38 protein-coding genes and 4 tRNA genes are annotated in these 21,587 nt (G+C 43.3%); 38 read left to right on the forward strand and 4 right to left on the reverse strand.

What is annotated here, in order from left to right; all coding sequences use genetic code 11:
- The first annotated feature begins 66 nt into the window (after window positions 1–66).
- The 4 genes from DYD21_RS20150 (at window position 67) to DYD21_RS20165 (ending at window position 616) form a co-directional block, all read left to right on the forward strand.
- Window positions 67–137: transfer RNA gene (locus DYD21_RS20150), tRNA-Cys, on the forward strand.
- Window positions 138–221: 84 nt separating this feature from the next.
- A tRNA-Glu gene (locus DYD21_RS20155) sits at window positions 222–294 on the forward strand.
- A gap of 83 nt (window positions 295–377) precedes the next feature.
- Window positions 378–451: transfer RNA gene (locus DYD21_RS20160), tRNA-His, on the forward strand.
- Window positions 452–543: 92 nt separating this feature from the next.
- A tRNA-Glu gene (locus DYD21_RS20165) sits at window positions 544–616 on the forward strand.
- Window positions 617–826: 210 nt separating this feature from the next.
- Here DYD21_RS20165 and DYD21_RS20170 read toward each other — a convergent pair.
- Window positions 827–1,801: a GlxA family transcriptional regulator gene (locus tag DYD21_RS20170; RefSeq protein ID WP_116038829.1), complete on the reverse strand. Its 975-nt coding sequence runs from the start codon at window positions 1,799–1,801 to the stop codon at window positions 827–829.
- 159 nt (window positions 1,802–1,960) lie between these two features.
- Here DYD21_RS20170 and DYD21_RS20175 point away from each other — a divergent pair, with 159 nt between their 5' ends.
- The 22 genes from DYD21_RS20175 to DYD21_RS20280 all read left to right on the forward strand — a co-directional run bounded on the left by DYD21_RS20175 (window position 1,961) and on the right by DYD21_RS20280 (window position 13,001).
- The gene (locus DYD21_RS20175) at window positions 1,961–2,341 is read left to right on the forward strand and encodes a VOC family protein (protein WP_116038830.1); all 381 of its coding nucleotides are present in this window, start codon (window positions 1,961–1,963) and stop codon (window positions 2,339–2,341) included.
- Window positions 2,342–2,351: 10 nt separating this feature from the next.
- Complete coding sequence (locus tag DYD21_RS20180) at window positions 2,352–3,059, forward strand: DNA alkylation repair protein (RefSeq protein WP_199535620.1); 708 nt, start codon at window positions 2,352–2,354, stop codon at window positions 3,057–3,059.
- A gap of 91 nt (window positions 3,060–3,150) precedes the next feature.
- The gene (locus tag DYD21_RS20185) at window positions 3,151–4,047 is read left to right on the forward strand and encodes a VOC family protein (RefSeq protein WP_116038831.1); all 897 of its coding nucleotides are present in this window, start codon (window positions 3,151–3,153) and stop codon (window positions 4,045–4,047) included.
- A 27-nt stretch (window positions 4,048–4,074) separates the two neighbouring features.
- Window positions 4,075–4,485 carry a DoxX family protein gene (locus tag DYD21_RS20190; protein WP_116038832.1) on the forward strand — a complete coding sequence of 137 codons (411 nt, stop codon included), beginning with the start codon at window positions 4,075–4,077 and terminating at the stop codon, window positions 4,483–4,485.
- Entirely contained in the window at window positions 4,482–4,787 is a 306-nt protein-coding gene (locus DYD21_RS20195; protein ID WP_116038833.1) for an RNA polymerase alpha subunit C-terminal domain-containing protein, read from the forward strand. Before DYD21_RS20190 ends, DYD21_RS20195 begins: the two co-directional genes overlap by 4 nt.
- A 35-nt stretch (window positions 4,788–4,822) precedes the next feature.
- Window positions 4,823–5,272 carry an SRPBCC domain-containing protein gene (locus DYD21_RS20200; RefSeq protein WP_116038834.1) on the forward strand — a complete coding sequence of 150 codons (450 nt, stop codon included), beginning with the start codon at window positions 4,823–4,825 and terminating at the stop codon, window positions 5,270–5,272.
- Between the two features lies 1 nt (window position 5,273).
- On the forward strand, window positions 5,274–5,777 hold the full coding sequence (locus DYD21_RS20205) for a DinB family protein (protein WP_158607385.1): 504 nt from the start codon (window positions 5,274–5,276) through the stop codon (window positions 5,775–5,777).
- Between the two features lie 49 nt (window positions 5,778–5,826).
- On the forward strand, window positions 5,827–6,405 hold the full coding sequence (locus DYD21_RS20210; protein ID WP_116038836.1) for an alpha/beta hydrolase: 579 nt from the start codon (window positions 5,827–5,829) through the stop codon (window positions 6,403–6,405).
- Entirely contained in the window at window positions 6,389–6,946 is a 558-nt protein-coding gene (locus DYD21_RS20215) for a dihydrofolate reductase family protein (protein ID WP_158607386.1), read from the forward strand. The genes DYD21_RS20210 and DYD21_RS20215 overlap by 17 nt, the downstream gene beginning before the upstream one ends.
- Window positions 6,947–6,988: 42 nt before the next feature.
- Window positions 6,989–7,735: a DUF899 domain-containing protein gene (locus DYD21_RS20220; RefSeq protein WP_116038838.1), complete on the forward strand. Its 747-nt coding sequence runs from the start codon at window positions 6,989–6,991 to the stop codon at window positions 7,733–7,735.
- Window positions 7,736–7,792: 57 nt separating this feature from the next.
- Complete coding sequence (locus DYD21_RS20225) at window positions 7,793–8,029, forward strand: hypothetical protein (protein ID WP_116038839.1); 237 nt, start codon at window positions 7,793–7,795, stop codon at window positions 8,027–8,029.
- A gap of 32 nt (window positions 8,030–8,061) precedes the next feature.
- Complete coding sequence (locus tag DYD21_RS20230) at window positions 8,062–8,478, forward strand: VOC family protein (protein WP_116038840.1); 417 nt, start codon at window positions 8,062–8,064, stop codon at window positions 8,476–8,478.
- Between the two features lie 49 nt (window positions 8,479–8,527).
- Complete coding sequence (locus DYD21_RS20235) at window positions 8,528–8,950, forward strand: VOC family protein (RefSeq protein WP_116038862.1); 423 nt, start codon at window positions 8,528–8,530, stop codon at window positions 8,948–8,950.
- Window positions 8,951–8,953: 3 nt separating this feature from the next.
- Entirely contained in the window at window positions 8,954–9,529 is a 576-nt protein-coding gene (locus tag DYD21_RS20240) for a dihydrofolate reductase family protein (RefSeq protein ID WP_116038841.1), read from the forward strand.
- 1 nt (window position 9,530) lies between these two features.
- Window positions 9,531–9,947: a VOC family protein gene (locus DYD21_RS20245; RefSeq protein WP_116038863.1), complete on the forward strand. Its 417-nt coding sequence runs from the start codon at window positions 9,531–9,533 to the stop codon at window positions 9,945–9,947.
- A gap of 29 nt (window positions 9,948–9,976) precedes the next feature.
- The gene (locus DYD21_RS20250; protein WP_116038842.1) at window positions 9,977–10,558 is read left to right on the forward strand and encodes a dihydrofolate reductase family protein; all 582 of its coding nucleotides are present in this window, start codon (window positions 9,977–9,979) and stop codon (window positions 10,556–10,558) included.
- Entirely contained in the window at window positions 10,555–11,046 is a 492-nt protein-coding gene (locus DYD21_RS20255) for a GNAT family N-acetyltransferase (RefSeq protein WP_116038843.1), read from the forward strand. Before DYD21_RS20250 ends, DYD21_RS20255 begins: the two co-directional genes overlap by 4 nt.
- 57 nt (window positions 11,047–11,103) lie before the next feature.
- Window positions 11,104–11,286, forward strand: a complete 183-nt coding sequence (locus tag DYD21_RS20260) for a hypothetical protein (protein ID WP_116038844.1) — start codon at window positions 11,104–11,106, stop codon at window positions 11,284–11,286.
- 54 nt (window positions 11,287–11,340) lie between these two features.
- Window positions 11,341–11,733 (forward strand): VOC family protein, encoded by a 393-nt coding sequence (locus DYD21_RS20265; protein ID WP_116038845.1) that lies wholly within the window; start codon window positions 11,341–11,343, stop codon window positions 11,731–11,733.
- Window positions 11,734–11,790: 57 nt separating this feature from the next.
- Window positions 11,791–12,045 (forward strand): hypothetical protein, encoded by a 255-nt coding sequence (locus DYD21_RS20270; RefSeq protein WP_147303664.1) that lies wholly within the window; start codon window positions 11,791–11,793, stop codon window positions 12,043–12,045.
- Window positions 12,046–12,107: 62 nt separating this feature from the next.
- Window positions 12,108–12,476 carry a nuclear transport factor 2 family protein gene (locus DYD21_RS20275; RefSeq protein WP_199535621.1) on the forward strand — a complete coding sequence of 123 codons (369 nt, stop codon included), beginning with the start codon at window positions 12,108–12,110 and terminating at the stop codon, window positions 12,474–12,476.
- Between the two features lie 72 nt (window positions 12,477–12,548).
- Window positions 12,549–13,001 (forward strand): GNAT family N-acetyltransferase, encoded by a 453-nt coding sequence (locus DYD21_RS20280; protein WP_116038848.1) that lies wholly within the window; start codon window positions 12,549–12,551, stop codon window positions 12,999–13,001.
- Between the two features lie 65 nt (window positions 13,002–13,066).
- Here the strand turns inward: DYD21_RS20280 and DYD21_RS20285 are convergent, their stop codons facing one another.
- Window positions 13,067–13,501 carry a MarR family winged helix-turn-helix transcriptional regulator gene (locus DYD21_RS20285; RefSeq protein ID WP_199535622.1) on the reverse strand — a complete coding sequence of 145 codons (435 nt, stop codon included), beginning with the start codon at window positions 13,499–13,501 and terminating at the stop codon, window positions 13,067–13,069.
- Window positions 13,502–13,516: 15 nt separating this feature from the next.
- On the opposite strand from DYD21_RS20285, the gene DYD21_RS20290 reads away from it, so the two are divergent.
- The 9 genes from DYD21_RS20290 (at window position 13,517) to DYD21_RS20330 (ending at window position 18,047) form a co-directional block, all read left to right on the forward strand.
- On the forward strand, window positions 13,517–13,966 hold the full coding sequence (locus tag DYD21_RS20290) for a hypothetical protein (RefSeq protein ID WP_116038849.1): 450 nt from the start codon (window positions 13,517–13,519) through the stop codon (window positions 13,964–13,966).
- A 93-nt stretch (window positions 13,967–14,059) separates the two neighbouring features.
- Complete coding sequence (locus DYD21_RS20295) at window positions 14,060–14,545, forward strand: SRPBCC domain-containing protein (protein WP_116038850.1); 486 nt, start codon at window positions 14,060–14,062, stop codon at window positions 14,543–14,545.
- A 103-nt stretch (window positions 14,546–14,648) separates the two neighbouring features.
- Window positions 14,649–15,062 carry a DoxX family protein gene (locus tag DYD21_RS20300; protein ID WP_116038851.1) on the forward strand — a complete coding sequence of 138 codons (414 nt, stop codon included), beginning with the start codon at window positions 14,649–14,651 and terminating at the stop codon, window positions 15,060–15,062.
- A 48-nt stretch (window positions 15,063–15,110) separates the two neighbouring features.
- The gene (locus DYD21_RS20305) at window positions 15,111–15,677 is read left to right on the forward strand and encodes a dihydrofolate reductase family protein (protein ID WP_116038852.1); all 567 of its coding nucleotides are present in this window, start codon (window positions 15,111–15,113) and stop codon (window positions 15,675–15,677) included.
- 284 nt (window positions 15,678–15,961) lie between these two features.
- The gene (locus DYD21_RS20310; RefSeq protein WP_116038853.1) at window positions 15,962–16,372 is read left to right on the forward strand and encodes a DoxX family protein; all 411 of its coding nucleotides are present in this window, start codon (window positions 15,962–15,964) and stop codon (window positions 16,370–16,372) included.
- Between the two features lie 45 nt (window positions 16,373–16,417).
- Entirely contained in the window at window positions 16,418–16,660 is a 243-nt protein-coding gene (locus DYD21_RS20315; protein WP_116038854.1) for a hypothetical protein, read from the forward strand.
- Between the two features lie 16 nt (window positions 16,661–16,676).
- A complete protein-coding gene (locus tag DYD21_RS20320; protein ID WP_116038855.1) occupies window positions 16,677–17,075 on the forward strand; it encodes a VOC family protein in 399 nt (132 codons plus the stop codon).
- Window positions 17,076–17,139: 64 nt separating this feature from the next.
- Complete coding sequence (locus DYD21_RS20325; protein WP_116038865.1) at window positions 17,140–17,610, forward strand: SRPBCC family protein; 471 nt, start codon at window positions 17,140–17,142, stop codon at window positions 17,608–17,610.
- Between the two features lie 11 nt (window positions 17,611–17,621).
- Window positions 17,622–18,047 (forward strand): VOC family protein, encoded by a 426-nt coding sequence (locus tag DYD21_RS20330; RefSeq protein WP_116038856.1) that lies wholly within the window; start codon window positions 17,622–17,624, stop codon window positions 18,045–18,047.
- Between the two features lie 10 nt (window positions 18,048–18,057).
- Here DYD21_RS20330 and DYD21_RS21565 read toward each other — a convergent pair whose 3' ends face one another.
- Window positions 18,058–18,330, reverse strand: coding sequence for a DoxX family protein (locus DYD21_RS21565; RefSeq protein WP_370051365.1), 273 nt, complete (start codon window positions 18,328–18,330; stop codon window positions 18,058–18,060).
- Window positions 18,331–18,524: 194 nt separating this feature from the next.
- Here DYD21_RS21565 and DYD21_RS20335 point away from each other — a divergent pair, with 194 nt between their 5' ends.
- Entirely contained in the window at window positions 18,525–19,070 is a 546-nt protein-coding gene (locus DYD21_RS20335) for a dihydrofolate reductase family protein (protein WP_116038857.1), read from the forward strand.
- A gap of 52 nt (window positions 19,071–19,122) precedes the next feature.
- A complete protein-coding gene (locus tag DYD21_RS20340) occupies window positions 19,123–19,584 on the forward strand; it encodes an SRPBCC family protein (protein WP_116038858.1) in 462 nt (153 codons plus the stop codon).
- A gap of 135 nt (window positions 19,585–19,719) precedes the next feature.
- On the opposite strand, the gene DYD21_RS20345 is transcribed toward DYD21_RS20340, so the two are convergent.
- Window positions 19,720–20,304 carry a YdeI family protein gene (locus DYD21_RS20345; RefSeq protein ID WP_116038859.1) on the reverse strand — a complete coding sequence of 195 codons (585 nt, stop codon included), beginning with the start codon at window positions 20,302–20,304 and terminating at the stop codon, window positions 19,720–19,722.
- 381 nt (window positions 20,305–20,685) lie between these two features.
- Here DYD21_RS20345 and DYD21_RS20350 point away from each other — a divergent pair, with 381 nt between their 5' ends.
- A complete protein-coding gene (locus tag DYD21_RS20350) occupies window positions 20,686–21,501 on the forward strand; it encodes a helix-turn-helix domain-containing protein (protein ID WP_116038860.1) in 816 nt (271 codons plus the stop codon).
- Window positions 21,502–21,587 lie beyond the last annotated feature (86 nt).

Consider the following 21,587-nt stretch of genomic DNA (forward strand, 5'->3'; position numbering starts at 1 on the left):
ATTGCGAAAGCAGTGCTTCCGCGGTTCGATTCCTGTCGGGCAATAGACCGTAATTGAGTGTTGATTGGCGACATGGCCGAGTGGTTAGGCAGAGGTCTGCAAAACCTCGTACGGCGGTTCGAGTCCGCCTGTCGCCTCAAAATATCCGATAATAGTACAACAGTGTGTCAGTAAACAGTTCAGAGTTTTTTACTGTTTATTGACACACTGTTCTTTGATAAGCCGCGTTCGTCTAGGGGTTTAGGACGCCGCCCTTTCACGGCGGTAACACGGGTTCAAATCCCGTACGCGGTACAACATTGGTATTAAGGTAGCGAGTCACAAGTATCGAGATATACTGTCACGATACTCTCTCTTTTTTACTGGTTTTTTACATGGAGCCCGTAGCTCAGTCGGTTAGAGCGCCAGGTTGTGGCCCTGGAGGCCGTGGGTTCAATTCCCATCGGGCTCCCACATATTGTTTCAAACGGCCTCGGAGGCCGTGGGTTCTCCCACAGGGATCCCTTCGGGGAATTCCCATCGGGCTCCCCATTTTACTGATATGCCGCGTTCGTCTAGGGGTTTAGGACGCCGCCCTTTCACGGCGGTAACACGGGTTCAAATCCCGTACGCGGTACATGCACCGTAATCTGGCTAAGTTTTATATCAAAAATTAAGCTGGCACACGGGTTCTCCCGAAGGGATTCCTTTGGGGAAATCCCGTACGCGGTACAAATATTAAAAATGCCGGCTGGAGACAGCTGGCATTTTTTATTTCACCCATCTTCCTTATTTCGTACCGAAGTGCTCAGAAAGATAATTTCCGTTTACCCCCCCTTCTTCTCTATCAAACCGATTTCGCTACTCTTTTTTTATATTTCTTTCTGTACTCAATCGGCGTTAAGCCTGTTACACTGCGGAACAGATTTCTGAATGATTTAGCATCAGAATAGCCTACCTCATACATCACTTCATTGACATTTTTTTGTGATGACTCAAACTCTTTCTTTGCCGCCTCAATCTTTACTCTCTGTATATATTCAACAATTGTATTTGATGTTGCTCTTTTAAATCTTCGCTCCAGACTTCGCCGGCTTAAAGCCAGTTTATCGGCAATTTCCCCCACTGTCATCTTTTCCCGATACTGTTTCTCTATGACTTGTTGCGCCTTAATTACCAGTTCATCACCATGTTCTTTTTGTCCTTCAAAAATAATAAACGGGGACTGGCTTTCTTTGTCGATATCGATCATAAACATTTTTGAAGCCAGAATCGCGGCATCTCTTCCCGCGTTTTTTTCTATCAGGTAGAGCAGCAGGTTCAGATAGGAATAGGCCCCGCCGCTGGTGTAAATTCGGTCTTCAGCTGTCATAATCCGATCATCCACCAGGTCCACATCGGGATACATCTGCCTGAAATTCGCCGCATGAGCCCAGTGTGTGGCACACTTTTTTCCTTTCAAAAGTCCCGTTGCTGCCAGCAGGTAGGCACCGATACAAAAACTGGCAAGCTCCGCACCCTTTTCATAATGACTGATCATCCATGGAATAAATTCCCGGTTCCTCTCAATTCCTTCGTGCTGTTCTGTATGAATTGCAGGGATAATAATCAGATCCGTCTTATTCACATCACTTATTGTAGAGTCAGCATAGACCGTAAAGAGGCCGGTATCCTGCTTCGATTCTGTCGTCAATCCAACAAGGTGAACATTAAATATGGTTTTCTCAGCGAGGTTATTCACCTGGTTAAAAATCTGGTGGGTCCCGGCAATATTCACCAGACTGGTATGGCCATGAGGTATGAGGATGGAAACATGTTTCATGGTAAAAATCTATTAAAGCGAACTGTCGCAATCAACCCGCAGGATTGGCGCAATTCCCCCTTTTATAACTGTGACGATCTCTTAAATTAATGTTTAATCCCTTGGGATGCTTAAAGATGTATCGAATTATCAGAGATATCAAATAAATCTGATCAAGCTATGAACGGACATTTATATTTCGAAATACATGCTGATGATCTGGATAGAGCAGCAAAATTTTACTCAACAATTTTTAGATGGATAGTTGATGAAACCGGTGAAGACTTGCCGGTTGAATATCGGCGAATAGACGCCGGTGGAACCGCGGGAGGTTTACTGAAACGGCCAGCCGATATCCCTCCTGCCGAATGTGGGGTAAATGCTTTTGTCTGTTCCATTGAAGTGGATGATTTCGATCAAACAGCAGAAAACATTTTAGAAAACGGCGGCAAAACCGCCCTGCCAAAATTCGCGGTTCCCGGCGTGTGCTGGCAAGGGTACTTCATCGACACCGAGGGAAATACGTTTGGGATTTTCCAGGTTGATGAAAGTGCAAAATAAATTGAAGTAAATGATGAAACCTATAGCAGAAAATTTTATCGACCGGTTAAAGACGAATCAGTCTGATAAGGAGCGTAAGAAGATCCGCCGCTACTTCAAGGCAGACGATTCTGAAAATCGTGTGATGGGCGTACGAATGAAAATCATCTTCGATCTGGCCAAAGAGTTTAAGGAGATGCCGGTTAATGAGATCGCAAAACTGCTCGACAATCCATACTACGAGGCCCGAATGGGTGCCGTTAGCATTATGGATTTCAGAGTTCGCAAAAAAAGTGTACCAGAAGAGCTCCGTAAACAATTATTTGATCTTTATCTAAACAGGCACGACCGGCTCAACAGCTGGGATTTTATGGACCGTGCTGCACCGCGGGTCATTGGCATGTACCTGTACGATTATAAAAAACCACGGGACATTTTATATACACTTGCCAAATCGGATAATCCCTGGGAACGAAGAACCGCCATTGTAAGCACCGCCTGGTTTATTAAAAAGGGCGAACTGGACGACACATTCAAACTGGCCGAATTACTGCTGGATGATGAGCACGAATATGTGCAAAAAGCGATAGGTACCTGGGTGCGCCATGCGGGTAAACAGGATGAAGAGCGTCTGCTGGAATTCCTCGAAAAGCATGCGCCGGAAATTCAGCGGACTACATTAACCACAATGATGGAGAATCTGACTAAAGCACAGAAAGAGTATTATCGGAATCTTTGAGAATTTAACCCTCCAAGGGTTTGTCCCGAAGGGATCGCTTTGCGAAAACCCTTGGAGGGTTCTAGATCACTGTAAACTAAACCCTGAAACCATGCAAAAAATAGTACCTCACCTCTGGTTCGATAATCAGGCCAAAGAAGCATCCGAATTTTATGTATCCGTTTTTGGCGGGAATTCAAATATGACAGGCCGCACCACACATCACGATACGCCGTCCGGAGACGTGGATTCGGTTACGTTTGAGCTCCTGGGACATAAGTTTATGGCCATATCAGCCGGACCTTTGTTTACGCCCAATCCTTCAATTTCGTTTTTTGTACAGCTTGAATCTGCGGAGGCAGTAAACCGCTTATGGAATGAGCTGAAGGAGAACGGAGAAATTATAATCCCGCTTGATGCCTATCCGTGGAGCAAACGATACGGCTGGCTGCAGGATCGGTATGGCATCACCTGGCAGATTTCGCTGGGCGATAAACAAGATACCGGCGGCCAATATATCACACCTTGCCTGATGTTCACCGGTAATCAGTACGGAAAGGCTGAAGAGGCGCTAAATCTCTACACCTCTCTCTTTCCGGATTCAGGGGTTGATGGCATCCTTCGCTTTGGAAAAGATGAATCCCCTGACAAGGAAGGGAATGTAAAGCACGCACAATTCAAACTTGAGAATCAAACTTTTATGATTATGGAAAGTGCACATGATCATCCCTTCAGTTTTAATGAAGCGATTTCCCTGATCGTTTATTGTGACGATCAGCAGGAGATTGATCACTACTGGGACATACTATCCGCTGTACCAGAAGCCGAACAATGTGGATGGATTAAAGATAAGTTTGGGGTCTCCTGGCAAATTGTGCCAAAAATAATGGACAAGATGATGAGCAAAGGCACAAAAAAGCAGGTGGATCGGGTGACACAAACCTTTCTTCCGATGAAGAAGCTGATCATTTCTGAGCTTGAGGACGCCTATGATCAAACGGATCGTTAACAACTCAAAATCAAAACAATCGCAATTATGAAACTCCCCGATGTTCCGCAACGCTACGCTTTTATAGTACTCAGGGCCATCACAGGTATCATTTTTATCACACATGGTGCTGCACGTATCTATTACGGCACCGTGGATGGCTTTGGGGAGTTTCTCAATCACCAGGGATTTCTGATCGGCCTTCCTCTCGCCTGGACAATTACCATCGGTGAGATTGTAATTGGAAGCTGCCTTGCTGTGGGATTTAAAACCCGAATTTGTGTCCTTTTCCACGGCATAATCATTATCACAGGGATCTATTTGATCCATCTCCCCCAGGGATGGTTTACTGTTGGACAAAGCAGCGGAGGAGTGGAATACAGCCTGCTTCTGCTGGCCGTATTGTTGTTCATATATAGTTATTCAACCAATAAACAGACTATCCCACAGCAATTATGAAGACAAAGCCAACTTTGAAAAAATGCAAAAACGGACACTCCTTTTATAAATCAAGCGACTGTCCAACCTGTCCGACTTGTGAAAAACTGAAAGAACCGGCTTCCGGATTTTTAGCACTGTTGAGTAATCCCGCAAGAAATGCATTGCTTCATCACGGGATAGATACCATCCAAAAATTATCTTCCTATACGGAGAAAGAGATCTTAAAAATCCACGGAATTGGAAAAGCTTCACTGCCCGTTTTTCGAAAATCGCTTGAAGAAGAGGGGTTGTCATTTAAACCAAAGGAAAAAGCAAACTAAAGTGTGTTATTCAACTTAAATCAAATGCATACATCATGGAAAAATTACATTTCTCAATCACTATCAACGCGCCGAAAGAAATGGTTTGGGATACAATGCTTGACGAAAAAACCTACAGGGTGTGGACCCGCGTGTTTATGCCGGGATCATTCTATGAAGGAAATTGGGATCAGGGCAGTAAACTATATTTTCTGGCACCCGACAAAACCGGAAAGACAAGCGGAATGGTAAGCCGGATCAAAGAAAACAGAAAGTATGAATATGTCTCGATCGAGCATCTTGGTTTTGTCGAAAATGGCAAAGAAGATACTACAAGCGAGGCTGTAAAAAACTGGTCCGGAGCACTTGAAAATTACATCTTCAGGGAAATCAACGGTAAAACCGAGGTATTAGTAGAGTTGGATACCTCAGATGAATACAAGGATATGTTCCTGGAAACCTGGCCGAAAGCGCTTGAAAAGCTTAAATCTCTTTGTGAAAAATAATATGAAGAATTTACAAATTCCTGAACCGCTCCTGATTCAGTTCGATCTGCATCACCGTTTATATAATAATGTTCTGGAAGGATTTACGGATGAAGAATCCAACCGTAGGCTGACTGGATTCCCACAGCTTAACCATGTGAAATATCTGGCAGGCCATCTGTTAAATTCCCAGTATGGGATTGCAGCCATTGCCGGACTTAAACCGGATATAAAATGGAATGACCTGTTTGCCGTGATGGGACAATCAGAGGCTAAAGATGGATTTGCCTATCCCTCACTTGAAGAGATAAAGACAGAGTGGAATCACCTTCACGAACCAACCTTGCGCGGCCTGAAAGAGCTGCAAGCAGATGATCTCAATCTAAAACCGCCTTCACCTTTTGACCAGGTCTCAGAAAATATCGGTCAGTTGTGGGCTTTCATCAGCCACCACCAGGCGTATCACATCGGGCAGATCGGAATTTTAAGGCGAGCGTTTGGCAAAGAACCCATGAGTTACCAGTGAACAGGTATTCAGTTTTTCAGTGTGTCAGTACTCAATAATCAGAGATCATATGAATAAACAGATTTTTTTTGCGCATAGTGGCGGACCGCAGGGTAGATCCGGGCGAGGCAGTTACGATTTTGTGCAATGGTTGCGGAATGAACTTGGTGATGGATACCAGATTTATGAACCGATTATTGAAGAACCCGATGCTCCGACCTATCAGATGTGGAAAGAAACGGTTGACCGGGAATTTCCAAAACTGACAAACCCTGTTTTTTTGATTGGCCATTCCCTGGGCGGGTCAACCCTGCTCAAATACCTGTCTGAAGAAACATGCGAGTTGCAAATAGCCGGCCTTTTTCTTGTTGCACCGCCTTATTGGGGAAAGCAAGGATGGCAAGCGGAAGACTTTACACTGAGACATGATTTTTCAAAAACTCTGCCTGCAATTCCCGGGATCCATCTGTATCACTGTTTGAATGATCCTGTGGTGCCGGTTGATCATGCGGATGTTTACCAAAAACTCATCCCAACGGCTTCTATCCATAAACTGAACGGGAATGATCATGCTTTTTCGGATGGGCTGCCGGTGCTTGCTGAGCATATCAAAACCACAAAATATACGACTCATGACACAAATCATTGACTTTCCATTTATTTCCCTTGATGGCCGAATCAACGACCGAGACGGCAAAATCGACTTTCATAATCCTGATGATGAGATCCTCTCATTTGTGAATGAGCGGCACGCGGCTTTCTCCAACCACATTTATGATGACTCCACATACGAGATCATGAAGTGGTGGGAAAATCCTTCTGGGCCGGAATCCAAGCTTGAGGTAATTCAGAAGTATACCCGGATTTGGAATAAAACACACAAAACCGTCATTTCAAAACAGCTTTCGGGGCTTGACCCCGATCAATATACAGTGTTGCCCGAGCTTACTGCCGATGCACTGTCCGAACTCAAACAGAAGGCATCCAGTGATATCCTGATCGGTGGCAGTGATCTCACAATCGCGGCCCTGAACTTCGGCCTTCTGAACAGAATTGACCTGATGACAGTACCCGTTATACTTGGCGGCGGAGATTCGTTTTTTGAAAAGATCCCCCGAACCGAATTGAATCTCCTGGAAACCCGCAGTTTTAAGAAAGGGTGGATTTTTTCCAGTTATGAAATAAAGTAAATAAATTCTTTAACCATTATGTAAAAATCAAAACCCGAATCGATGAGTACATTCAACCCTGAATTTCCCAAAATTGTAACACACGAACAGTGGCTTGCAGAACGAAAAGAGCTTCTGATACAAGAAAAAGAGTTTACAAAACAACGAGATGAATTAAACTCCAAGCGCCGCCGTCTGCCGATGGTGAAAATCGAGAAGGAATATACATTTGAAGGACCGGACGACAAACTCAACCTTTCTGACCTGTTCGAAGGCCGCCGCCAGCTCATTATTTATCATTTTATGTTCCATCCTGATTGGGATGAAGGCTGCCCGAGCTGCTCTTTTTTGGTTGATAACATCGGCCACCTTTCTCATCTGCATGCCCGAAATACCACACTCGCACTGGTTTCACGAGCCCCGCTTGAAAAACTTGAGGCCTATAAAACACGTTTGGACTGGAACCTGCCCTGGTACTCTTCGCACGAAAGTGACTTCAACTACGATTTCCATGCATCGATAAACCAGAAAAAAGGCTCAAGCGAATACAATTACACTGAAAAACCGGAACTGGTAAAAAGTCTGAATGGAAAAACGGCGGAGGTCCCCGGCACCAGTGTGTTTCTCCGCGATGGGGAAACAATCTTTCACACTTACTCCTCATATGCGCGAGGGGGCGACTTGCTGCTCGGCACCTATAACTGGCTCGATCTAACAGCCCTCGGGCGCCAGGAAGCCTGGGAAAAACCCAAAGGGCGCAGCGACGGCCCCTTCATGAGCTGGGTACGCCGGCATGACCAATACGATTAATTAAACCCTCCAAGGGTTTCAAACCCTTGGAGGGTTATAAAATGAAAATAGAAACTTATGGCAACCGCCATGCCAACCATCCACGTTTACAAAACCTCAGTAGATAACGAAACCGATGCGAAACTCATCGCTGAACTCATCTCTCGCGAAATTCCATCCAGTAAAATCAGTTTTGACCTGGACGATTGCGACAATGTACTTCGTATTGAGACCAGCAATGGAAATTTTAATGAAGAGACCGTTAAACACATTTTCAAACAGAAAAACCTCCGATTGGAAACACTGCCTTTCTGATCAGGGTTACACATCAACCTAAAAAACCACCTATGAAATCAGTAAACCCCTATCTCAACTTTAATGGAAATACCGAAGATGCTTTCACATTTTACCAGTCTGTGTTCGGCGGCGAACTCCAGATCGACCGCTATAAAAACCTTGATGATAACATGGGAGCCACCGGCGATGACCTGGAAAAAATAGCCAATGTGATGCTGCCAATTGGCGGAGGCACGATGCTGTTTGGTTCGGATGTACTGGGATCCTCCCGCGAAAACCATGCAGCCGGGAATAACTTCTACATTCAGCTCGAAACCGAAAGCGAAGAAGAAACCGAACGCCTGTTCAGCGGATTATCGGCCGGCGGCAGCATCCAAATGCCCCTGGCAAACACAGGCTGGGCCAAACAGTTTGGTATGCTGACCGACAAATTTGGCATCCAGTGGATGGTATATTTCACGGGATAACAAACAAGTGAAAGAACCCAATCAAACCGAAAAAAAAACCTTATTACTCATGAAAACCATCAATCCCTATCTCATATTCAACGGTAATGCCGAAGAAGCGTTTGAATTTTATCAAACCGTATTTGGTGGAGAAATCTTTAAGATGCGGTTCAGCGAAATGCCGGGTACATCAGAAATGCCGGATGAAGATCAAACCAAACTGGCGCACGTTGCCCTGACCATTGCCGGTAAAGATCAGATTCTGATGGCATCAGATTCCGGAACCGGACATGAAGCAACGATGCAAGAAAATGGTAATTACTATTTGTCACTCGAACCGGAAAGTGCCGAGGAAGCGGAACAGATTTATAACAAACTCTCTGATGGCGGCAAGGTAATCATGCCACTCGATGAAACCGACTGGGCAGAGAAATTTGCCATGTTTGCGGATAAATTCGGCATTCAGTGGATGATAAACTACGGCGACAAATAGATCATGGGGAAACTAACCTACGCCATGATGGCCTCTCTCGATGGATTCATCGAAGACAAAAACGGATCCAGCGAGTGGGCCATTGTGGATGACGAACTCCACCGCCATTTCAACGAAGAAGATGCTGCCAAAGGAGCTTACCTGTTTGGCCGCATGCTTTTTGAGGATATGTGCACTTTCTGGCCTACAGCAGATCAAGATCCCGAAGCACCCGATTACATCCGCGAATTCGCCGGGATATGGCGCAAAAAACCCAAATACATTTTCTCCAAAATCCTGAAAAAAGCGGATTTCAACTCTGTGATAATCAGCGAAAATGTGGTTGAAGAGATCAAAAAACTAAAACAGGACCCGGGTGATGACCTCTCCCTGAGCGGTGCTACCCTGGCAGAAACCTGCATCCGGAACGAACTGGTGGATGAATACCTGATTTATGTAAACCCGGTAATATTGGGCGGAGGCCGTCCGATGTTTCCGAAGGAAATAAACCTGGCTTTAAAACTGACCGAAACCCGCAGTTTTGATTGTGGTGTGGTTCGGCTGCAGTACAGTTGGCAACAAAAAAACAACCATGAATGAAATGAAACCAAAAAAAATCTGGGCGAATTATGGAGTAGAAAACATCAACCGGACACAGGAATTTTACCTGGCGCTGGGGTTCAAGCTGAATGGCAGCCCCACAAAAGATCTGGTGAGTTTCCTGTTCAGCGATGATGAATTTGTTATCCACTTTTTTGAAAAGGAAAAAATGAAGACGAGTCTGGAGGGAGAACTTTCAGACTTGAGAAAGGGAAACGAGATCATGTTTACTCTATCGGCAGAAAGTAAAAATGACTTTGATGTATGGATAGAGGAAATAAAAAAAGCCGGCGGATTTATTTTCTTCGATTCGAATATTGACAGGAAAGAATTCTACGATGAAAACGGATATCACGTTTGTGTTTTTGCTGATCCGGACGGGCATAAATTCAATCTTTTCTACAATGAAAACAGGTAAAAACTGATTTAATCTATTTCGGTAATCCTATGCGTAAACTCTTTCTAAAAATGATGATCTCAGTAGATGGTTGCATCGAAGGGCCAAACGGCGAACTCGACTGGCACCGGGCTGATGAAGAGTACCAGGAATACGCCAATCAAACACTTCGTTCTGTCGATGGCATATTGCTTGGCAGAAAAGTCTACGACGTGTTCCTCAATTATTGGCCAAATGTCTATGAAGAATTGAAGGAATCAGAGAATTCTTCTCTCCATTTTGAAACGGCACGCCTGTTGTATGAATTGCCGGAATATGTGGTATCAACAACAATGAAAGAAGCTTCCTGGAATAATACACACATCATCCGGGATAACTTCCGGAATGAAATCAAAAAGCTAAAAGAAAAACCGGGACGTGATATTGCATGTTATGGAGGAGCTGAACTTACAAAATTTCTGCTGATTGAAAACCTGGTTGACGAATACCGGCTTATCGTAAATCCAATCATTCTGGGTGATGGCTCTCCCCTTTTCAAAACTGATTCACCTCAGAGTAAGCTTCAGTTTAAGAGTGCGAGGAAATTCCAATCGGGTGCTGTAATGCTGACCTATAAACCAGCACTAACATGATCAAACTCCGGCCTGCTGATATTACCGATCTGGAACTACTCCGCCACTGGGATCAACAACCCCACGTAATCGCAGCTGATCCCAGTGATGATTGGGAATGGGAAACCGAGTTGTTGAACAACCCCGACTGGCGGGAACAGCTGATCGCGGAGCTGAACGGCCGGCCGATCGGTTTTATACAAATTATTGATCCCGCCCGGGAAGAGAGCCGTTACTGGGGAGAAATCGAGGAAGGATATCGTGCAATCGATATCTGGATTGGAGAAGCATCCGATCTTGGTAAAGGTTACGGCTCACAAATGATGAAACTCGCGATTGAAAAATGCTTTACGAATAAGGAGGTGAAAACAATACTCATCGACCCGCTCGCATCCAATACAGATGCACACCGGTTTTATGAACGGCTTGGATTCCGGTTTTTAGAAGAGCGCCGGTTTGGGGAGGATGTTTGTTTGGTGTACCGTCTTAAACGAGAAGACTGGGAATAATTTAAAAATCAGAGCACATACTATTGACCTGAGTTCGGTTAATAATGCCTTATTTAAATGCTAAAAATAATTTACTCACAACTGACCTCCCTTGATGGATACATTGAAGATGCCGATGGAAATATTAGCTGTATCAAGCCGGGCGATGAACTACACCGGCATTTCAATGAGCTGAAATGGGTGGATTATCAGACTTTCCCGGGCGACGTTGTGATGTTGAAATATCAACTCAAACATTAACCAGATACCTTGGAGGTTTTCAAAACCTCCAAGGTCTGAATACAGGACAAAAAAATGCTTACATACAACCATACATTCAGCAGTTTTTCGGTAGATGAGTTACCGAAAGCCTGGAAATTTTACCAGGAAACGCTCGGACTTGGCGTTGAGGAATCGGGAGATATGGGATTATCAATCCGACTGAAAGATAATCATCGTGTTTTTATTTATCCCAAAGCAGAACATCAGCCCGCTACTTTTACAGTGCTGAATTTTGTGGTGAATGATATTGATGAAGTGATGAAATCCATGAAGCAACATGGCGTACAATTCGAACATTATCAAAACGAACATTTACCACAAGATGAACAAGGCGTGCTCCGTGGACTTCAGGAAAATATGGGGCCGGATATCGCATGGTTTAAAGATCCGGCCGGCAATGTATTGGCGATTGTACAGGAGAAGTAGTCATTTTTTTCCTTCAAATTAAGGCTCTATTCTATATTGTATGTAGCACAAAATCGTGTGATCGCAACAATTACTTTAGCCTGTTACTTTTTGGTGTCCCCGAAAAAATCGGGGCAGGCGGCAAGTAGCCAGGTCAAAGGCATCCCGTTGGTTAAACCACCGGCTTGTCCCGAGCTTCGTCTCGGGGGTTGTGCCATTCAGAAATTATTTTATGAATATGAAACTACCCCGACGAATCAACATAGAGCCGAGAATTTCGACACCAAAAAAGGAAAGGGTGTTATTGAAATTTGGATTCCGGTGGAAGAATAATATTAACTTTCTCAACCCTTGGAGGGTTTTAAACCCTCCAGGGGTTCAAATTTAGGATGACCATGAAAACCAAAAACCAGGAACTTTTAGAAAAATTCAATGAGGCATTTGCCCGTAACGATACAGATTTCGTAATCAATCACGTGACAGACTCAATTAAATGGTCGGTAGTAGGTGATTTCAAAGTAGAAGGAAAAGAAGCCTTCACCAAAGCCCTTAAAAAAATGAAGGGTGATGAACCGTTGGAATTGGAAATCGATAAAGTAATCACTCACGGAAAAGACGCTTCTGTAAATGGTATCATGAAGTCCAAAAACGGCGTGCAGTATGCTTTTTGTGATGTCTATACATTCAGCGGATTCAAAAATCCTAAGATCAGGGAAATGACATCCTATGTAATTGAGGTTAAGTCAGAAAATTCATCCTCATAAAAAATGGGCTGATTTTATTATCCTTTAGCATCTCAAATATTTATTCACAATATATTTTAAATTCAGGTAAAGATGACAGAAGCCACTATCCGATTTGCTAAGGAAACCGATCTTGCTGAAATCGTTGAATTATGCCATCAGCATGCTTTATACGAGAAATCCGAATATGACAAAACCGGGAAACAGGAAAAACTCAAAACACATTTGTTTTGCGATCAACCCCATTTTAATTGTTTGGTGGCCGAAGTACATAATGAGGTGGTTGGTTATGCCACCTATATCAAACAATTCGCCACCTGGGATGCTGATTTTTATATCTATATGGATTGCCTGTTCTTAAATGAAAAATCCCGCGGTTATGGCATTGGAGAACAGATTATGAATAGAATTAAAGAAGAAAGCCAAAAAATGGGATGTAATCTCATTCAGTGGCAGACTCCGGATTTTAATACAGGTGCTATACGGTTTTATAAAAGAATCGGGGCTACCTCTAAATCTAAAGAACGCTTCTTTTTAGAATTTTGACTCATTACACGCTTCCGAATCCTTGATTTTTTTTGATCTGGTTCGTGCAAATCCTCAAAAGTCTGTTATCGAACGGATCCTCCCAGTTCGATCAGCACTTGGTTAGATGCTTCCAGCTTCTGTTCTTTTTCTTTGGGATACAACTCTTCGGCAGCCATTTCTGCACTGCTCATTGCTTCCTCAAGAATTCGTTTTCCCCCTTTGGCCAGTTTCACTAAACTAACGCGCGCATCCCGTGCATTGGCTTCTTTTTCAACCATCCCGATTTTTTCCAGCGGACTGATTTTTTTGGTGATAGCCGAAGCCGACAAACCCACTTTCTCGGCCAGGTCAATTCGACGAAGCTTTTCGTCCGGCGCCTGGCTAAGGTGAAACAGAATCATGAAATCGTTCAGGCTGAGACTATGAAAACTCAAGCGGGCATCAAAGCGCCGGGCAATGAGTGCCTGGGTCATTGTTAGATTTAAAAAGAACTTGAGGGAAGTTGATATATTTTCCATTTACTTGAATTTTAATTGAAAAGTAAAATACTTACCAAGTATAACTACATTTTCAATTCAAAACAATACCTGCTTCAAAAGCTCACAAAAAAAACTATTGACAAATATCAGAACAGACTCTACTTTACCAATCAGTTAATTAACTATTTAGTTAAACAAAGTAATGTTCATGCCAGCAGGTCAACTCAGTTCCACCTTTCATGCGTTAGCCGATCGCCTCACCGGGCCATTCTCTCCGGTTTAACCACGGGTGAAAAAATCGTCTCGGATCTGACCGAGCCTTGGAATGAGCCTGCAGGCCATCACAAAACTCCTGAAAGTACTGGAAAAGGCAAAACCCGACAGGTAAGTACCACTCTTTTTGATACTCCTGAAACACGCAAGAAAATGGTCAAAATGGGCATGGTCGAAGGCAGGAACAGTTCGAGGAAACGTATGGATGAAGATTTATCATCCATTCAATAATTAGGTATAAGACCTCCAAGGTTTCTAAAACCTTGGAGGTCTGATTATGAACAACAAACTAATCTATCACCAAAATAGGATCCAGGAAATATTATGAAAACAGCTAAAACACTTGAAGATCAAAAACTCATATTAACCCGGAATTTTGACGCTCCTCCTTCTCTCCTGTTCAAGATATGGAGCGATTGCAAGCACCTGAAACACTGGTGGGGGCCAAAAGAATGGCCGATGGATGAATGTGAATTAGATTTCCGAAAAGGCGGCCAATGGAAATATTGTCTCCGCGGTCCCAGCGAAGGGGATGAATCCTGGGGATTGGCCATTTATCAAGAAATAAGAGAGCCGGATACCATTGCATATAAAGATCACTTTACAGATGCGAAAGGAAATGTGGTACCCGATATGCCCAACATGATTATCCAAGTAAAGTTTGAGGAACACGATGGCAAAACAACTCAACGCATAACTGTGAATTTTGACACCAACAAAGAACGCGATAAAATTGTAGAAATGGGCATGGCCGAAGGTATGGATAGTTCACTGGACCGGGTGGATGATTATCTGGCTGAAATCCAATAATTACATTCAGACCTCCAGGGTTTTTCGCGAAGCAATCCCTTTAGGAGAAAACCTTGGAGGTCTTATTAATCAATTAAAACCCAATCCAATTTTATGATCCATTATGAAGAAAATCATTCAAAATATTGCCTGTCAGCTTGTTGGTTTGATGTTCATCAATGCCGGGTTGAATAAATTTCTCCAATATATCCCTGTGCCTGATGATTTGCCTGAGCAAGTAGCACATATGAACGCAGCTATAGCAGAAATCGGCTGGCTGTTGCCTCTTGTAGCCATTGCTGAAATAATCGGAGGCCTGTTATTTATTTTCCCCCGGTTCAGGGCTCTTGGAGCTATCATACTCTTCCCGGTTATCATTGGGATACTTATGATTCACCTTACGGTCGCTCCTTCCGGATTACCCTTGGCAATGGCGATCTTCCTTGTCCTCTTATGGGGAATGTATGACCACCGGGATAAATACCTGCAATTGGTAAATATGTCTCATCAGGACAGTATAGCTGAACTGGCCGAGTGATCCATCTCAATTAAAAACAGAAAGAATCCACCGACGAAAATTAATCCTATGAGAACCCTCAAACTACAAGTACAAATTACTGCGGATGGCTTCGTTGCCGGTCCCGATGGCCAACAAGACTGGATGACCTGGGACTGGGACGACGAACTGCAACAGTTTGCAGATAAAATCACATCCCCGGTGGACTGCATTGTGATGGGCCGAAAACTGGCTGAAGGCTTTATCCCGTACTGGGCCCAAGTGGCCGAAGATCCCGATAATCCGGAGCAGGAATCAGGCAAGAAATTCAACGAAACCCCAAAAGTGGTATTCAGCCACTCGCTGGAAAAATCGAAATGGGAAAATACCGATCTTGTAAAAGGTGATTTGGTGGATGAAATCACTCAACTGAAGCAAGAGGATGGCCGCGAAATTATTGCTTACGGCGGGGCTACCTTTGTATCAAACCTGGTTAAACACGAGCTGGTTGATGAGTTTTACCTGTTTGTGAACCCGGTGGCCATCGGCAGCGGAATGCCCATTTTTGGTAAACTCACTGATTACCAAAGCCTGAATTTGGTGCAGACCCGTGCTTTTGATTGCGGAATAGTGTTACTGCACTATGAGCCAAAATAAGTTTAACCCTCCAAGGGTTCACAACCCTTGGAGGGTTGTTTCCAATGTCGCATTTGCCCCTTGTGATTGTCGCAAACACAAACCTCAAGTATCCCAAAATTCATACATATTTGGAGTAATATCCAAATTTGGTTTTAACCAAAATCCATATGTACGCCAATCCTTGAAGCCGAGAATGATAACCCGGTTGAAATGCAACAGCAAGGATGACAGGCAATCTAAGATAATTTCAAAAAAAACATCCTGAAATACAATTCAAAAACTAACATAACTCTGTTCATATTATGACATCGAATCATCAACTTTCAAAAAGCCGCCTTTGGTCGGCGAGAATTATGGGCGGGATTGTCATCCTGTTTATGCTGATGGACAGCATCTTCAAATTCATTCAACCTGAAGAAGTGGTGCAGGGTTCACTTGAACTGGGTTATGCTGAACATCATATTGCGATCATAGGCGTCCTCGGACTGATTTCCATCATACTGTACGCCGTTCCCCGAACGTCAATACTTGGAGCTGTTCTGTTAACCGGATACTGGGGCGGAGCGATTGCCACACATCTTCGTCTCGATAATCCGCTTTTTTCTCATATTCTTTTTCCAGTTTTCCTTGGAATACTGGCATGGGGTGCCCTCTGGCTTAGAAATGAACAATTGCAACACCTGTTTCCTATTATAAACAGATCGGAAAGGTAAAGCCAATAAAATCATGAACCTTTGAATTCTAAACACTGATAACTAATGAATTTTGATCAAGAGGTTTTTTGCAATATCAAGATCTATAAAACCAATGTAAGAGAGCCTTCGCAGGGAAGGGCTATCCTGGATGAAATCCGTTTAAATGTGCCCGGCAGCGATCCAAGTTTTGACATTGATGATTGTGATAAAGTACTGCGGGTTGAAACTCAAAAAGAACCTATAAATGACTCGAAAATCCGTGGACTGGTAGAAGCTTCCGGATTTCATATTGAAGATCTTCTTTAAATAATTTTAAAAAGCCATGATAAAACAGACATTACAAATCACCATCCTGGTTAAAAACCTGGAAGAAGCCAAACGATTTTATACTCAACAGTTGAACTTTGAGGTGCATACGGAACTGGAGTTTAGCGATGACTGGAAATACCTGACCGTAACTCCAGACAAAAGCAATGAAACCGTTATTGAACTATGCGAATCCAAAACTCCGGAACAGCACAATTTGATTGGTAATCAAGGCGGGGGACAGGTTTTACTTATGTTTGAAAGTGATGACATTGAAAAGGATTACCAGGAAATGAAAATCCGCGGCGTTGAATTTAACGGAGTACCCAAAGAAGTTCCGGGTGGTAATGGCGTGGGATTTAAAGATCTTTATGGCAATCAATTCGATCTATTTCAACCAGACAACACTAATTAACTCTTACGCTCTTTGTGTCTTGATGGTTTATCAAAAAACACAAACAGAGTTAACAAATAATTTTATGAAAGACCGAACCATACACATCACCCGTGAATTTGATACCCCGCATGAACTGGTATTTGATGCCTTCACGGCTCCTGAAAAAATTAGTCAATGGTGGGGCCCCAACGGCTTTACAACCACCACCAAAAGCATGGAATTTAATGTAGGCGGCGAGTGGATTTTCACCATGCACGGGCCCGATGGAACCTACTATCCCAATCGGGTCGTTTATACAGAAATCAAACATCCGGAGCTGCTCAAGTACGATCACTTTGCTGGATATAAGAAAGATGGGAAACCTCCTCATTTCAAACAAACCATCACGTTTGAGGAAGTGAATGGCAAAACCAAAGTGGAGATGAACTTGCTCTTCCCAACACCCAAAAAACGACATGAAGCCGCTGAGTTTGGCGCTATTGAAGGCGGACATCAAACGCTGTCACGACTTGCTGAATTCCTGGAGAAAAACAATTCCACCGATAACCATTAACCAACACTGCCATGCCAACCATCAACCCATACCTCAACTTCCAGGGTAATACCGAGGAAGTTTTTAAGTTCTACCAATCCATATTTGGCGGAGAGTTCATCGGGGGAATTTCCCGGTTTAAAAATACACCTGAAGGTGATGGTCTGCCTGAACATGAACAAGACAAAGTGATGCATATTGGTCTGCCCTTTGGAGAAAACAACATGATTATGGCCACCGATGCGCTTGAATCCATGAATCAAAAAGTTCAACCGGGCAATAATGTGTACCTCTGTATTTCAGCAGATAGCAGACAACAGGCCGATGATTTCTTCAACGGACTTTCTGACAAGGGAGAGATCGAAATGGAGATGCAGGATATGTATTGGGGTGATTACTTCGGGATGTTGACTGATAAATTTGGTGTAAAGTGGATGGTGAGTTTTGACCAAAGATAACCACCGGCTTTCAGTTGGAATACGCGCTATACAAATAAATTAACACAGCAAGTAAAACCAAGGAATACTCCACTCCTCCGCTGCCGTGGCCTACGGAAAACCTTCCATTCGGCAGATGCATCAGGAATATGCCAATGGTGACAACTATGGCGTTAATAATGACACAGTATTTCACCTTATATCCAATTGTGATTAAAGTTCCGAAGATTATTTCACCAAAGGTTACCACCCATGCAAGGAAAATACCAATTACTAACCCTTTGGAATTCAGAAATCCCCGAATCTGGAAACAGAGTCATAATATAATCGGGTGGTGCCATGACTGACAAAATGAAATCCGTCAAAATTCGGAGTAATTGTGATGAATACTTTAGAGGTATGGAGGGAAGTTTCATTTCTATCTACTTTACTTTTGATTAATCAAATATCGGCTTTGAATTAGCAGATAGAAATGGATTCTATTAAATTTATTGGTGTATGAGCAAAATTTCGGTTTATATCGCAACCAGCCTGGACGGCTTCATCGCCCGTGAAAACGGGGATATTGATTGGCTGCATAACAGCGGTCATGGTGAAGCAGAAAAAGAAGAAGATTTCGGCTACGAAACATTTATGAGCACAGTTGACGCTTTGGTAATGGGCCGAAATACCTACGAAAAAGTTCTCTCATTTGGAGGAGAATGGTCCTACGGGGAAAAACCGGTTTTTGTACTTACCACAAAAGGGATCGAAATTCCTGACAGGATCAGCAAAACCGTCTCTTCCCTCTCCGGTTCACCCCAGGAAATTGCACGTAAACTGAAGGAGTTTGGGCATAGTCACCTCTACCTGGATGGCGGACTAACGATTCAGAAATTCCTGGTAGCCGGGCTTGTGGATGAACTTACCATCACAAAAATTCCCATTTTGATTGGCAGTGGAATTCCGCTTTTTGGCCCGCTATCGGAAGACATCCGTCTAAAGCACCTGGAAACAAGCTCCTGGAATAATGGCTTTGTACAAAGTACATATAAAGTTCTATAATGAAGTATCAGACCCCTATTTTTGAATAAAATCATAATAAAAAGACAGGTTTATGCTTTTCGTCAATAAGAAAATCACGATTCCGGTTTCTCCCCCTAAAGCTTTTGAAATATTTGCTCATTCCCTGAATGAATGGTGGCCTAAAGAGTACACATGGTCGGGCGAAAAACTTAAAGAAATCAGTATTGAACCCCGGAAAAACGGACTTTGTACTGAAATTGGACCACATCACTTCCGATGTGACTGGGGCCGTGTTACCGAAATAAATGAACCTGAACGTATTGTTTTTAAGTGGCAAATCAGCCCGCAGCGGATCCCTGAACCTGATCCCTCCAAAGCCAGTGAAGTTGAGGTAACTTTTAATCGCACAGAAGATTCAAAAACACGGCTAACATTACAGCACCGGGATTTTGAAAATCACGGAGAGGGTGCCAGGGAATACCGGAAAGCCATGGATTCTGAAATGGGCTGGGAATATCTTCTGGAGAAGTTTAAAACGGCCTGCCGGGATTGAAAACTAAAATCACCTGGTGGAAATGATCACGCTTTGAATTTTAAGTTTTCTTCAGCCAGGGCTCTTTTAATGTAGGCATAGAAGCCGGCCCCAATACATAGCTGGTCTAATATTTTGATATTTGAAGATTTTCGATTAATGAAATTTCTTTCCATCTGATAGCATCTTCAGGATTTTCTTCATTCTTCGTTGCCTGGTTTCCGGCTTTTTGGCTGTTTGCAGACGCCAGGTGATGGCATAGGTATTGGTTTTGTTCAGGGATTTGAAAAACTCTTTTGCCTTTGGGTGTTTGGAAAGCTCCTCCAAAAAATCTTTCGGAACGGTCATTTCACTGGGCGGATCGTAGGCTTTTTCCCACCGCCCATCGGCTTTAGCCTCTTCCACTTCCCTTACTCCTGCCGGCTTCATTTTACCAAGGTTTATCAGCCGATCAATATGCTCCGTATTGCGTTTCGACCATAAACTTCCCGACCTTCGTGGTGTAAATTTTTGAAGATACGACTCCTCATCAAGCTTTTTAGCCTGCCCGTCAATCCAGCCATAACATAGAGCTTCATCCAAAGCTTCTATTCGGGTAATCCCTTTTTTGTCAGCTGCTTTTTTATAAATCTTTAACCAGATTCCTTCCGTTTTCTGATGATGTTCAAAAAGCCAATCCTCGAATTCTTCAGGATTTCGAAATGTTAGGGTTGGATACTCAGAATCAGCATTCGTTTTCATAGCAATTTTATTCAGTTCTCTCTAAATAAAAGCATGAGTACTGACAACCCTATGTCAAAAGATTTCAAACTTTTTATCTTTCTGTTAATACCAACAATAAATGAGTGAAATCGCTGTATTTGCAACCCAGTTTGGACGGGTCACGGGAAAGCAGACAATGGAAAATAGTTCAGCAACGAAGGATTTCTACACGTAGTGAATGAGTAAACATTCACCTTGGATTTCGGATCCGATGGGTATAGTAATCCCGCTTTTCGGTCCGCTTTTAAAAGTCACGAAATTCAAACATATTGAGATACAGACTTTTAAGCAGAGGTTTGTTCAAAGTTCGCTGTAAAGGGATGAAATAACACGCCTCTCTTATCACACCATATCCAAGACATGAATTATTATACGCTCTCTCCCTCCGACAAACTCAAAGGGTTCGTCCGGTTCTTCTGGGTTTTTGAAATAGACAATATTACGAAACCCTACATTTACCGTTCGATGGCTGATCCCTGCTGTGAGCTTATTTTTCATTACAAGGGACAGTACGACGAACTTACAAAATCAGGGGAAAGAACATCTTCTTTTTTCTCCGGGATTCATTCTCAAACCCAACATTACCGCCGGTTTATCACCGAAGAATCGTTCGGAATTTTTGGTATGTATTTATATCCTTTTGCTTCTCAACAATTACTTGGCTTGCCGGGAAATGAACTTACCGACCAAATGCCCGACCTTTCGTCTGCCCTCGGCAGGCCCGGAGCAGAGCTGGAGGAACAGATGATTTTGGCTGGCAGCAATTCAGAACGTTACAATATTCTGACCGCTTTTCTTGAAAACCATTTTCACCAAAATCCTGTTGATGAACACCCGGTTTGTTCAGCCATACGTCATATTATCCATTCACCCAAAACTTATTCTGTACGGGAATTAGCTGAGTACTATCATCTTTCCGAACGGCAATTTGAGCGTAAATTTAAAGAGCACACTGGTTTTACGCCGGTCAAATATCTTCGTCTTGTACGCTTCGGAAAAGCCTGTGATCACTACACAGAGTTTGATAACAAATCGCTGACGGAAATTGCCCTCGAATGCGGATACTACGACCAATCCCACTTCATCAAAGATTTCAAGCAGTTTTCGGGCTATCATCCGTCAGCTTTTTTCAGCGGACAAGCAGAAGGAACGGAATGGCGTGAACAATTAGACTAAGAACGTCGGATTTTTACAATTTTCAGCCTGATCCGGGGACTATTTTGGTTTGAGAATTTTAACCAACTAAAAAATTATGGATCACA

The organism is Rhodohalobacter sp. SW132 (genome assembly GCF_003390325.1).
GTDB lineage: Bacteria > Bacteroidota > Rhodothermia > Balneolales > Balneolaceae > SW132.